This window comes from Allobosea sp. UC22_33 (assembly GCF_042700715.1).
Classification (GTDB): Bacteria; Pseudomonadota; Alphaproteobacteria; order Rhizobiales; family Beijerinckiaceae; genus Allobosea.
In genome coordinates this window covers 1,451,359-1,462,459 of record NZ_CP170556.1, presented here as the reverse complement: position 1 = coordinate 1,462,459, position 11,101 = coordinate 1,451,359, and the positions used below count along the sequence as shown (strand labels likewise).

Genomic DNA, 11,101 nt, shown 5'->3' with positions numbered 1-11,101 from the left:
CTCGCTCAGGCTGCGTTGCCGGCGGAGGCCGGCGCCTTGTCTTCGGATCGGGTGCGGATCTGCTCACGGATCATGGAAAGCGTGCCGATGGCGGACAGGAGCGCCTCCTCCTCGGCCTCGCCGAGAATCTCGTGGGCGATCTCGCCCCGCACCGAATCGAGATCATCGACCAGCGCGCGACCCTCCGGGGTCAGGAAGAGCCGATAGGCGCGGCGGTCGGCCGGGTCCTCGCGGCGCTCGATCAGGTTCTGGCTCTGCAGGCGGTCGAGGAGGCGCGCGAGCGAAATCGGCTGGAGGTCCATCTGCTCGGCGAGCGCGGCCTGGTTCAGCCCCTCCTGGCGCCGCAACCGGGACATCACGCCCCATTGGGCCCGCGTCGTTCCATGCTGGCGCGCGCGCTGCTCGACATAGGTGCGCAGCAGCCGCGAGGTTTCGACCAGCTGGAAAACCAGTTCCCGCCGCAAGGGTCGCTTCATTCGCAGGCCTCCCAATCGTAAGCCTGCTTATCATATGTCGGATTACGGCATTTTCAGGAGCGGATTGTGCGGCGCACGCAAAGGTGAAGAGGGACGGCGGCCGTGGCTCTCACCGGCCGGTGAAGGCGGCGGGTCGCTTTTCCAGAAAGGCCGTCACGCCCTCACGGAAATCGGCGGTCGCCGTGGTCTCGCGGAAGGCGTCGCGCTCCGCATCGAGATGATCAGCGAGATCGGCATCGGGAGCTTTCGCCAGCAAGGTGCGGATGCGGCCGTAGGCTCCAGTCGGCCCGGCCGCGATCTTTCGGGCAAGGGCCAATCCCTCGTCGCGTGCCTGAGCGGCCGGCACGACACGGTTGACCAGGCCGATCTTCAGCGCGTCCTCGGCCCCGAAAGTCTCAGCCAATAGCGCGATCTCGCGCGCCTTGCGCTGTCCGACGAGCCGAGCGAGCCGATAGGTGCCCCCAAGATCGGGCGTCGCGCCGATCCGGGCATAGGCCATGGTGAAGCGCGCATCGTCAGCCGCGACGGCAAGATCGCAGGCGAGCGCGAGGCTGAAACCGCCGCCGGCGATGGCCCCGTGCAGGCAGGCGACCGAAGGCTGCGGCAGGGCATCGAGCAGGCGCAGCGCCTCGTGCAACGGCGCCATGATCGCCTCGATGCCGGCCAAGATGTCGTGGCTCGCGAGGAATTGCGAGACGTCGCCACCGGCGCAGAAGGCCCGGCCATTGCCTTGCAGAAGGATGGAGCGCACGTCGCTGCTCGCCGCAATTGCTTTCACCTTTGCGAGGAAGAGCTCGGCCATCGGCGCGTCGATGGCGTTCAGCACCGCCGGCCGGTTGAGCGTCAGGACGGCGACGCCGCCGTCACGGGTGAGCTGAACCGAATCGGATGCGTCGGACATGGCGGTCTCCGGAAGCACGGGCTGTCATCCCGAGGCTAGCACCGGGATCGCCGGCATCGCGAGGTGCATCTGCACGCATCGGGCATCGCGTTTGCGCGAGGGCCACTGGCCTTCGCCACAGGGCGGCTTCTACACTGCGCGGGAAACCTGCCCTTCCGAGACCCCATCCCGCCATGAGCCAGCTCTTCAGCCCCTATCAGCTTGGCAGCCTTACGCTTGCCAACCGTATCGTCATCGCCCCGATGTGCCAGTATTCGGCGCAGGATGGCTGCGCCAGCGACTGGCACACCATCCATCTCGGGCATCTCGCCTTGTCCGGCGCCGGCCTCCTGATCATCGAGGCGACGGCCGTCGAGCCGGACGGCCGGATCAGCCCGTTCGATCTCGGGCTCTGGTCCGACGAGACGGAAGCCGCGCTCGGCAAGGCACTCGATTCCGCCCGCCGCTGGTCGGACATGCCGATCGCGATCCAGCTCGCCCATGCCGGCCGCAAGGCCTCTCTCGCCCAGCCGTGGAAGGGCGGCGGCCAGCTCGGTCTCGATCAGGGCGGCTGGACGGTCGAAGCGCCCTCGGAGATCGGCTTCGAGAACTACCCGCGGCCGCCGCGCGCCCTCACCGGGGATGACATCGCCCGGCTGATAGAGGCCTTCGCGGCTTCGGCCCGCCGGGCGGTGCGGCTCGGCTTCGCCGCGATCGAGCTCCATGGCGCGCATGGCTACCTGATGCACCAGTTCCTCTCGCCGTTCTCGAACAAGCGCGAGGACGAGTATGGCGGCTCGCTGGAGAACCGCATGCGCTTCCCGCTCGCGGTGCTCGATGCGGTACGAGCCGTGGTGCCGGCGGGCTATCCAGTCGGCTTCCGCATCTCCGGCACGGACTGGGTCGAGGGCGGCTGGGATATCGAGCAGAGCATCGCCTTCGCCAAAGCGGCCAAGGCACGCGGCGCCGATTTCATCGACATGTCCGGCGGCGGGCTTTCGGCGACGCAGAAGGTGCCGCTCGGCCCGAACTATCAGGTGCCGCTTGCGCGGGCCGTCAAACACGCGACGGGCATCACCACGATGGCGGTGGGCCTGATCACAGAGGCCGAGCAGGCCGAGGCGATCATCGGCACGGGCGAGGCCGATTTCGTCGCGCTGGCACGCGGCATCCTCTACAACCCGCGCTGGCCCTGGCACGCGGCGGCGCAGCTCGGCGCCACCGTCAAGGCCCCGAACCAGTATCTGCGCTCGCAGCCCAGGCAGTATTCCAAGCTGTTCGCCTGAATTCGCAACACTGTCTCTGGTCATCCCGGACGGAGCGAAGCGGAGATCCGGGATCCATGCCGGAACGGTTCAGGCATGGATCCCGGGTCTCCCTCCGGTCGCCCGGGATGACCGCGTACGTTATGACGTTCCAGAGAATCCCCGGAGCCGCCGAAACATGACCGCCTATTCCGACCTCTCCACCCATTTCAGCCGTATCGCCGCGCTGTCGAACGCCATCGGCATCCTGCAATGGGACAACGACGTGATGATGCCGAAAGGCGCCGCCGAGACGCGGGCCGAGAGCATGGCCCTGCTCCATGTCATGCGCCATGGCCTCTCGACCGACGCGCGCATCGGCGACTGGCTCGCTGACGCCGAGAACGACGGCGGCCTCGGCGCCTGGGAGAAGGCCAACCTGCGCGAGATCCGCCGCGTCTGGACGGTCGACACAGCCCTGCCCTCCGAATTGGTGGAAGCGTCGAGCAAGGCGGTCTCGGCCTGCGAGATGCGCTGGCGGCAGGCGCGGGCCGATGCCGATTTCGCGGGCCTCCTGCCCTATCTCGCCGAGGTGCTGAACCTGCAGCGCCAGATTGGCAAGGCCAAGGGCGAGAAGCTCGGGCTCTCCGCCTATGATGCTTTGCTCAACGACTACGAGCCCGGCGGCCGCTCCGCCAAGATCGACGGGCTGTTCGACGATCTAGCCGCCTTTCTGCCCGGTTTCACGCAGGAAGCGATGGCGGTGCAGGCGCGCCGGCCGGCACAGCCTGTACTGGAAGGCCCTTTCGCGACCGAGACGCAGCGCGCGCTCGGCCTCAAGTTCATGGCCGCGCTCGGCTATGATTTCGAGCGCGGGCGGCTCGATATCTCGACCCACCCGTTCTGCGGCGGGGCCGACAACGATGTCCGCATCACCACGCGCTATGACGAGGCCGATTTCACCAAGGCGCTGATGGGGGTGCTGCACGAGACCGGCCACGCGCTCTACGAGCAGGGCCGGCCGCAAGCCTATCTCAACCAGCCGGTCGGCGCCGCGCGCGGCATGAGCCTGCATGAGAGCCAGTCGCTCCTGATGGAGATGCAAGCCTGCCGCTCGCGCCAGTTCCTGACCTACGCCGCGCCGCTGATGCGCGAGAGCTTCGGCGGCAGCGGCCCGGCCTGGGAGAGCGAGGCGCTATGGCATCGCTATACCCGCGTCGAGCCCGGCTTCATCCGGGTCGATGCCGACGAGGTGAGCTATCCCGCCCATGTCATCCTGCGCTACCGGTTGGAGAAGGCGTTGATCGCCGACGAGATGCCACTCGCCGAATTGCCGGCGGCCTGGAATGCCGGGATGAAGTCCATGCTCGGCGTCACCGTGCCCAACGACCGGCTCGGCTGCCTGCAGGACATCCACTGGCCGTCCGGTGGCTGGGGCTATTTCCCGACCTATACGCTGGGCGCGATGACCGCGGCCCAGATCTTCGACGCCGCCTGCAAGGCCGAGCCCGCGATCCTGCCCGGCATCGGCAAGGGCGATTTCAGCCCGCTGGTCGGCTGGCTGCGCGCCAATATCCACGGCAAGGGTTCCCTGCTCCCGACCGACGAGCTGCTGACAGAGGCGACCGGCCGCCCGCTCGACGCCTCGGTGTTCAAGGCGCACTTGCGCAGGCGCTATATCGACGAGGTGTGAGGGTTTTCATTTTAGTTAGTTTAAACAGAAACTTAGCTGCATGGCCGATCGCCGATCGGCCATGCAGCTTTCGGGCTTGCATCGGGGCTCACGAAGCGGGATGTCGGAGACAACCTTCCGCTTCGGTGACCGATCATGACCCAGACCAAGCCCGCCCCCCGCATCGCCATCACCTATTGCTCGCTATGCAACTGGATGCTGCGCTCGGCCTGGCTCGGGCAGGAACTGCTCTCGACCTTCGGGCAGGATCTCGGCGAGGTCGCGCTGATCCCGCGCACCGGCGGCATCTTCCAGATCCATTACGACGGCGAACTGATCTGGGACCGCAAGGCCGATGGCGGCTTCCCCGACTCGAAGGTGCTGAAGCAGCGCGTGCGCGACCGGCTCGACCCCGAGCGCAGCCTCGGCCATGTCGACGGTCACACGATGTCGGCGGAAGCGGAGAGCTGAGGTGCGTTCTCCACCGTCCAAACGATCCGCGGTCATCCCGGGCGCAGCGAAGCGAAGACCCGGGATCCATGCCGGAGCGCTTCCGGCATAGGTTCAGGCATGGATCCCGGATCGGCGCGGCTTCGCCGCTTGTCCGGGATGACGGCGTTCAGGAAGCGGGAGAGCGGCGCCCGCGCGTCGCCGCGATCCAAGCATTCAGGCGCCCCTCGGGATCGGCGTTCAGCGTGATGTCCGTCACCGCCGCGACGATGTCGGCGCCAGCCTCGAAGACGCCCGGCGCCCGCTCCAGCGAGATGCCGCCGATGCCGACGAGCGGCAGGTCGCCGATGCGACGCTTCCAGTCGCCGAGCCGCTCCAGCCCCTGCGGGCCGAAGCGCATCTGCTTCAGGATCGTCGGATAGACCGGGCCGAGCGCGACATAGTCGGGCTTGGCCGCCAGCGCGCGCTCCAGCTCGGGCTCGTCATGGCTGCTGATGCCGAGCTTCAGGCCGGCCTTGCGGATCGCGCCGAGATCGGCCTCGTCGAGATCCTCCTGGCCGAGATGCAGCCAGTCGCAGCCCTCGGCGATGGCGATTTTCCAGTAGTCGTTGACGACGAGCACGCAACCGGCCGCAGCGCAAAGCGTCTTCGCCCGCGCGATCTCGCGGGCAACCTCGGTCTCGGGGCGGTCCTTGACGCGCAATTGCACCAGCTTGACGCCGAGCGGCAGCATCCGCTCCAGCCAGTCGGCGCTGTCGAAGATGGGGTAGAACGGATCGAGCTTCATGCGGAGTAAGTCTTTCAGGCCAGGAAGGCTTTGCCCATGACGGGGGTGGAGGGAGCAGCCATGTCGCGCGCCTCGATCGGCTGCGCGGCGAAGGCCTGGCGGCCGGCGCGGATGGCGAGCGCGAAGGCCTCGGCCATCGCGGCGGGATCGCCGGCCTTGGCGACGGCGGTATTGAGCAGGATGCCGTCATAGCCCAGCTCCATCGCCTGCGCGGCATGGGAGGGCAGGCCGATGCCGGCATCGACGACCAGTGGCACATCCGGGAAATGCTGGCGGAGGCTGCGCAGACCATAGGGGTTGTTGAGCCCCCTGCCCGATCCGATCGGCGCGCCCCAGGGCATCAGGACCTCGCAGCCGGCATCGAGCAGGCGCCCGCCGACGACGAGGTCCTCGGTCGTGTACGGGAACACCTTGAAGCCGTCGTCAGTGAGGATGCGCGCGGCCTCGACCAGCGCGATCACGTCCGGCTGGAGCGTGTCGTCCTCGCCGATCACCTCGAGCTTGATCCAGTCGGTGCCGAAGACCTCGCGCGCCATCTGCGCGGTGGTGACGGCCTCCTTGACGGTGTGGCAGCCGGCGGTGTTCGGGAGCACCTTGACGCCAAGCTCGCGGATCAGCGCCCAGAAGGCCTGTCCGGCCCCGCCCGCCGATTCCCGGCGCAGCGAGACCGTGACGACCTCGGCGCCGGAACGCTTCACCGCCTCGGCCAGGATCGCGGGCGACGGGTACTGCGCCGTGCCCAGGAAGAGCGGGTTCTGCGGCTCGAAGCCATAGAAGGACGCCATCTCAGCCTCCCTGCATCGGCGCGACGATCTCGATGCGATCGCCTTCGCTCAGCGCCGTCTCGGCGCGCTTGCGGGCCGGCACGAAATCGCCGTTCACCGCGGTCGCGACGATGCGGCCGGCATAGCCCAGCTCGGCCAGCGCCTCGGCCAGCGTGTTGGCCGCGATTTCCTGCGGCGCGCCGTTAAGCAGCAAGGTCATGCAGCATCTCCGGTCTTGCTTGCGGGTTCAGCGCGGCCTCCGCCGCCATCCGCGCCATGGCGGGGCTGAGCAGAAAGCCGTGGCGGTAGAGCCCGTTGACATGGATCACCCGGCCGCAACGGGTCAGCCGCGGCAGGTTGTCGGGAAAAGCCGGGCGGGCATCGGTGCCGATCTCGACGACCTCCGCCTCGGCGAAAGCGGGATGCAGCGCATAAGCCGCGCCGAGCAATTCGAGCATGGCGCGAGCGGAGATGCGGCGGCGCTCACCGCTTTCGATCATGGTCGCGCCGACCATGAAGAGCCCTTCAGTGCGCGGCACGATGTAGAGCGGGATGCGCGGATGCAGCAGCCGGACCGGCCGTGACAGGCTGATATCGTCGCTGCGCAGCAGCAGCATCTCGCCCTTGACGCCGCGCAGATCGGGCAGGACATCGCGCGCCGCCAGCCCCCGGCAGTCGAGGACGATATCGGCATCGAGATCGGCAGGCTCGACGGCGCTGTCGAAATGGATGGCGGCCCCGTCGACGAGAAGCCGCTCGGCCAGTGCGGCGATCGCCTTGCGCGGGTCGAGATGCGCCTCGTCAGCGAAGAAAAGCCCCTGCGAGAAGCGCCCGGAGAGATCGGGTTCCAGCTTGGCAACGGCCTCGCCATCGATCTCCTCGAACTGGCTGGTACGCTGGCCGAAGCGTCGCAGCTCCGAGCGATCGCGACTGGGCGCCACGACCAGCGTGCCTTTACGGACAACGCTACCGGCATGGCGCTCCCACCAATCGGCCGCCTGCTGGCCGAGCCGGATCACCGGCTCCTCGGCGCTCTCGCCCTCGCACCAGGGCGCAAGCATGCCGCCGGCATACCAGGAACAGGCCTCGGCGCCGATGCGCGAGCCGCGCTCATACAGGATCACCTGCGCACCGCGCGCCAGCAATTCGGTCGCGCAGGCCAGGCCGACGACGCCGGCGCCGACCACTGCGACCTTCAGGCCTGACTGAGGGCGTTCTGCCGCCATGCGCTTCCCTGCTCCCGGAAAGGCAGCGGCCTGAGGCACGAGCAAGATATCTGCGAGCCGAAGACCGTTCCCTTCGCCGGCATTACCCGGATCAGGTACGATGGGTTGGCGCGAGCACGCCTCTCAGCCTTTCGGCACCCCAACGGACGACTTCAATCTAATGACTGCCTGGCTGCGGAGCAAGGCGAGCCGGCGCAAGGCTCCTTTGCAGTAGCCTTCGAACCAGCCGCTGCGCCGTTCGTTCTCTCGCTCGCTCCATGGCCAACGGAGTGCTTTCTGATCGGCTTGGCACGCATGCACAGGCGAAGCGAAGGAAGTTGCCGACAAGGCTTGTCAAACGGCTCTGCAATCAGGCATAGAGCCTCTCGCCGGAGACGTGGCCGAGAGGCTGAAGGCACTCGTTTGCTAAATGAGCATACCCCACAAGGGTATCGAGGGTTCGAATCCCTCCGTCTCCGCCACTTCCCCTTCTTAAGCCTTGAAAACGCTACATATTCTTGTCGCGCCCATTCCCTATACACGTCTCTACATACGCGCTGAAACCCGATAAAATCCGGGCTTCTCGGCGCTATCGGAGCCATCGCCGCATTCCGAGGCAGCACGGGACATTGCGAATCCGCGCAAAACTATGTCGATGTGCCTCACCTGCATCTTGCACTATTGCAATTATTCACGCGCTTTCTCTGAACTCGATATTGCAAATTTGCATATTTCGCCCGGCTGTGATTCGCTGCGCCGATGTGGCGATGGACGCGAAAAGATCAGGCGGCGGATGACCGGAAGAGCTTAGAGGCTCTCGCCGAGTTCTTTGCTGCGGCCACCGGAACGGCCTCAGGGATTGGCGTCTCCCCGATCAAGGCTTTGCAGTGCGCGCCGGTAGCGCGAGCCGTCGCGGTTCGATCCGAGACGCTTGGCGTCCTGCCTCTGCACCTATTCCAGCGGCTTGAGGATGGCGGGAAAGAACGCGCCGATCATCCGCTAGCGGACCTGCTAAGCAATCGCCCCAACGGCTGGACCAGCGCGCCGCAATTCCTGATGGAGCTGGAGCGCGACACGCTCATGAACGATGCCGGCGCGTTCGCGGTGGCAAACCGTGTCGACGGCGGCCGCATCCATGAGTTGATCAGGCTGTCGCCGAGCACCGTCACGGTCGAAACCGACTTCAGCGGGGAGCCTCGCTATCTCGTCAGCCAGAAAGGCGGCGGCACTCGAACCTACCGCTGGCAGGACATCCTGCACATCCCCAACGTCGGCGGCGTCTGTCCGATCAAGCAGGCTCGCGAGGCCATTGGTCTCTGCATGGCCATGCAAGGGCATGCGGCACGGATCTTCGCGAACGGGGGCCGTCCGTCTGGCGTCTTGAAGGCAAAGGGCTCGCTGAAGGAAGCGACGATCAAGCGGCTCAAGGAGTCGTGGTCGCGTGCCCATGCCGGCGATGCCAGCGGCGGCACCGCCATCTTGGAAGACGGTATCGACTGGCAGCAGATCACCAGCACGTCGGTCGACCTTCAGTTCCACGAGCTGCGTGGCTTCCAGGTCGTCGAGATCGCCCGCGCTCTTGGCGTGCCTCCCACGCTGATCTTCGACCTCGGCCGCGCCACCTGGGCGAATGCCGCCGAGATGGCGCAGGCCTTCCTCACCTTCACCTTGCTCGCCCGCCTCAAGTTGTGGTGCGGCGCGGTCTCCCGGCTGCTGACGACCGAGGAGCAGAAGACGCTCGTCCCGGAATTCGTCGTGGACGGCATCGTAATGGCCGATATCGAAAAGCGCTTCGCGGCCTACGCCTCGGCCATCTCCAGCAAGATCCTGAACCCGAACGAGGTCCGGGCGATGGAGAACAAGGCTCCCTACACGGGGGGCGACAAGTTCGAGAATCCGAACACCACTGCCGGCGCCCCGGCTCCTCAGCAAGGAGCCGCGGCATGATCGCGCTCGAACTCAAGGCCTCCGTCGAGGTCGACGACAGCGGCGCCATTACGGGCATGGCTTGGCCGTTCGGCACGCCCGATCGCATGGGCGACGAGATCCTTCCGGGTGCCTTCAAGGGCGCCAAGGCTCCGTTGCCCTTGCTCGCCTTCCATCGGCCCGATGATCCTGTCGGCGTCTGGGAGTCGATCACCGAGACGCCGAAGGGCTTGGCCGTCTCCGGCCGGTTGCTGGTCGACGACCTTCCCCGTGCTCGTGAGGTCCGAGCCCTCGTGAAGAGCGGTGCCGTCACCGGCCTCTCGATCGGCTTCATGACCAAGAGCGCCGCTGCCCGGCGTGGCGGTGGTCGCACCATCAAGGCCGTCGAGCTGGTCGAAATCAGCCTCGTCAGCGTCCCCGCTCATCCCGGCGCGAAGGTGACTTCCGCCAAATCGGCCGAGCAAGCCATCGCGCTCGCAGAGGCCATCAACCGCGCCACGGCGCGCCTGCGAGCATGAAAGGCTCCATCATGATGCATGTGTCTCGCCGCGCCCTTGTGGCCGGCTCGATCGAGTTGAAGGGCGACGATGACGATCCGGTCGCCGGTGTCACCAAAGCTCTCGACACTCTGAGCGCCACCGTCGACACGCGGCTGAAGGCCGTCGAAGCCAAGGCGGACACGTCGGCACTCGCCGGCCGTATCGATGCCATCGAGGCGAAGATGAACCGCCCCGGCGGCGGTGACGGCAGCGACGACGACGGCGCAGAGGAGAAGAAGTCGTTCGGCTTCTATATTCGTCAGGGCGACAAGGCCGGCGCCGAGGTGCTGAAGACGCTGCGCGTGTCGAGCGATCCGCAGGGCGGCTACCTTGCCCCGCCGGAGTTCGCGACCGAGTTCCTCAAGGACCTCGTCGAGTTCAGCCCGATCCGTTCAATCGCCAGCGTGCGCCAGACCGGCAACCCGTCCGTGATCTATCCGGCGCGCATCGGCCGCACCAACGCGAAGTGGAAGGGTGAGAACCAGCCGCAGGAAGGCAGCGAGCCGAGCTTCGGTGAAGCTGAGATCGCGGTGAAGGAGCTGAATACCTTCGTCGATATCTCGAACCAGCTTCTGGCGGACAGCGCCGGTGCCGCTGAGCGCGAGGTACGCGAGGCGCTGGCCGAGGACTTCGCCATGAAGGAAGGCACCGCCTTCGTGAATGGCGGAGGTGGCCTTCAGCCGGACGGCTTTATGCTGGACCCCCGGGTTCCGCAGGTAGCCAACGGCCACGCCACCAACCTGTCGGCGGATGCGCTGATCTCGCTGCTCTATGCCCTGCCGGCGGCGTACCGCCGCAATGCGACCTGGGTGATGAACGGCGCGACGATCGCCACCATTCGCAAGCTCAAGGACGGTCAGGGCAACTATCTCTGGCAGCCTGGCCTGCAGGCTGGCCAGCCCGAAACGATCCTCGGTCGTCCCGTCGTCGATGCGCTCGACATGCCCGGCGCGACCAGTGGCGAGTTCCCGATCGCGGTCGGCGACTTCAGCGCCGGCTACCGCATCATCGATCGCGTCGCGATGTCGATCCTCGTAAATCCCTACCTGCTGGCGACCAACGGCGTCACCCGCTTCCACGCCACCCGTCGCGTCGGTGGCGGCGTCATCCGCCCGCTTGCCCTGCGCAAGCTGAAGATGGCCACGAGCGTCTGAGGGT

The 11,101-nt window shown here is 66.8% G+C and carries 12 protein-coding genes, 1 tRNA gene and 1 riboswitch; of the genes, 7 read left to right on the top strand and 6 right to left on the bottom strand.

The features are described from left to right. Positions 1-5 precede the first annotated feature (5 nt). Together ACFJGT_RS07010 and ACFJGT_RS07005 are read right to left on the bottom strand one after the other, a co-directional pair. Positions 6-476, bottom strand: a complete 471-nt coding sequence (locus ACFJGT_RS07010) for a MarR family winged helix-turn-helix transcriptional regulator (RefSeq protein WP_377847249.1) — start codon at positions 474-476, stop codon at positions 6-8. Positions 477-585: 109 nt separating this feature from the next. Further along, the gene (locus tag ACFJGT_RS07005) at positions 586-1,377 is read right to left on the bottom strand and encodes an enoyl-CoA hydratase/isomerase family protein (protein WP_377847246.1); all 792 of its coding nucleotides are present in this window, start codon (positions 1,375-1,377) and stop codon (positions 586-588) included. 173 nt (positions 1,378-1,550) lie between these two features. On the opposite strand from ACFJGT_RS07005, the gene ACFJGT_RS07000 reads away from it, so the two are divergent. The 3 genes from ACFJGT_RS07000 to ACFJGT_RS06990 all read left to right on the top strand — a co-directional run bounded on the left by ACFJGT_RS07000 (position 1,551) and on the right by ACFJGT_RS06990 (position 4,743). Then, entirely contained in the window at positions 1,551-2,642 is a 1,092-nt protein-coding gene (locus ACFJGT_RS07000; RefSeq protein WP_377847244.1) for an NADH:flavin oxidoreductase/NADH oxidase, read from the top strand. Positions 2,643-2,799: 157 nt separating this feature from the next. Beyond that, positions 2,800-4,293 (top strand): carboxypeptidase M32, encoded by a 1,494-nt coding sequence (locus tag ACFJGT_RS06995; RefSeq protein WP_377847242.1) that lies wholly within the window; start codon positions 2,800-2,802, stop codon positions 4,291-4,293. Positions 4,294-4,428: 135 nt separating this feature from the next. After that, complete coding sequence (locus ACFJGT_RS06990) at positions 4,429-4,743, top strand: SelT/SelW/SelH family protein (protein ID WP_173047105.1); 315 nt, start codon at positions 4,429-4,431, stop codon at positions 4,741-4,743. Between the two features lie 148 nt (positions 4,744-4,891). On the opposite strand, the gene ACFJGT_RS06985 is transcribed toward ACFJGT_RS06990, so the two are convergent. From ACFJGT_RS06985 to thiO, 4 genes are read right to left on the bottom strand one after another with little or no spacing between them, the layout of a single operon-like run. Beyond that, positions 4,892-5,509 (bottom strand): thiamine phosphate synthase, encoded by a 618-nt coding sequence (locus tag ACFJGT_RS06985; RefSeq protein WP_377847239.1) that lies wholly within the window; start codon positions 5,507-5,509, stop codon positions 4,892-4,894. A gap of 14 nt (positions 5,510-5,523) precedes the next feature. Then, positions 5,524-6,294 carry a thiazole synthase gene (locus ACFJGT_RS06980; protein ID WP_377847237.1) on the bottom strand — a complete coding sequence of 257 codons (771 nt, stop codon included), beginning with the start codon at positions 6,292-6,294 and terminating at the stop codon, positions 5,524-5,526. Position 6,295: 1 nt separating this feature from the next. After that, entirely contained in the window at positions 6,296-6,493 is a 198-nt protein-coding gene (thiS, locus tag ACFJGT_RS06975; protein WP_377847235.1) for a sulfur carrier protein ThiS, read from the bottom strand. Continuing rightward, positions 6,477-7,472, bottom strand: a complete 996-nt coding sequence (gene thiO, locus ACFJGT_RS06970; RefSeq protein ID WP_377848939.1) for a glycine oxidase ThiO — start codon at positions 7,470-7,472, stop codon at positions 6,477-6,479. The genes thiS and thiO overlap by 17 nt, the downstream gene beginning before the upstream one ends. A 78-nt stretch (positions 7,473-7,550) precedes the next feature. Further along, positions 7,551-7,651, bottom strand: a riboswitch (TPP riboswitch). Positions 7,652-7,869: 218 nt separating this feature from the next. On the opposite strand from thiO, the gene ACFJGT_RS06965 reads away from it, so the two are divergent. From ACFJGT_RS06965 to ACFJGT_RS06950, 4 genes are all read left to right on the top strand, one after another. After that, positions 7,870-7,960: transfer RNA gene (locus ACFJGT_RS06965), tRNA-Ser, on the top strand. Between the two features lie 277 nt (positions 7,961-8,237). After that, positions 8,238-9,425: a phage portal protein gene (locus tag ACFJGT_RS06960; RefSeq protein WP_377847232.1), complete on the top strand. Its 1,188-nt coding sequence runs from the start codon at positions 8,238-8,240 to the stop codon at positions 9,423-9,425. Continuing rightward, positions 9,422-9,922 carry an HK97 family phage prohead protease gene (locus ACFJGT_RS06955; RefSeq protein WP_377847230.1) on the top strand — a complete coding sequence of 167 codons (501 nt, stop codon included), beginning with the start codon at positions 9,422-9,424 and terminating at the stop codon, positions 9,920-9,922. The genes ACFJGT_RS06960 and ACFJGT_RS06955 overlap by 4 nt, the downstream gene beginning before the upstream one ends. Positions 9,923-9,933: 11 nt before the next feature. Further along, positions 9,934-11,097 carry a phage major capsid protein gene (locus tag ACFJGT_RS06950; protein WP_377847228.1) on the top strand — a complete coding sequence of 388 codons (1,164 nt, stop codon included), beginning with the start codon at positions 9,934-9,936 and terminating at the stop codon, positions 11,095-11,097. Positions 11,098-11,101: the final 4 nt, after the last annotated feature.

Coding starts and splice junctions, on each gene's coding strand:
- ACFJGT_RS06990 (WP_173047105.1), top strand. CDS start 4,429: ATGACCCAGACCAAGCCCGCCCCCCGCATCGCCATCACCTATTGCTCG.
- ACFJGT_RS06995 (WP_377847242.1), top strand. CDS start 2,800: ATGACCGCCTATTCCGACCTCTCCACCCATTTCAGCCGTATCGCCGCG.
- ACFJGT_RS06980 (WP_377847237.1), bottom strand. CDS start 6,294: ATGGCGTCCTTCTATGGCTTCGAGCCGCAGAACCCGCTCTTCCTGGGC.
- ACFJGT_RS06950 (WP_377847228.1), top strand. CDS start 9,934: ATGATGCATGTGTCTCGCCGCGCCCTTGTGGCCGGCTCGATCGAGTTG.
- ACFJGT_RS06955 (WP_377847230.1), top strand. CDS start 9,422: ATGATCGCGCTCGAACTCAAGGCCTCCGTCGAGGTCGACGACAGCGGC.
- ACFJGT_RS07000 (WP_377847244.1), top strand. CDS start 1,551: ATGAGCCAGCTCTTCAGCCCCTATCAGCTTGGCAGCCTTACGCTTGCC.
- ACFJGT_RS07005 (WP_377847246.1), bottom strand. CDS start 1,377: ATGTCCGACGCATCCGATTCGGTTCAGCTCACCCGTGACGGCGGCGTC.
- ACFJGT_RS06960 (WP_377847232.1), top strand. CDS start 8,238: ATGTGGCGATGGACGCGAAAAGATCAGGCGGCGGATGACCGGAAGAGC.
- ACFJGT_RS06985 (WP_377847239.1), bottom strand. CDS start 5,509: ATGAAGCTCGATCCGTTCTACCCCATCTTCGACAGCGCCGACTGGCTG.
- thiS (WP_377847235.1), bottom strand. CDS start 6,493: ATGACCTTGCTGCTTAACGGCGCGCCGCAGGAAATCGCGGCCAACACG.
- ACFJGT_RS07010 (WP_377847249.1), bottom strand. CDS start 476: ATGAAGCGACCCTTGCGGCGGGAACTGGTTTTCCAGCTGGTCGAAACC.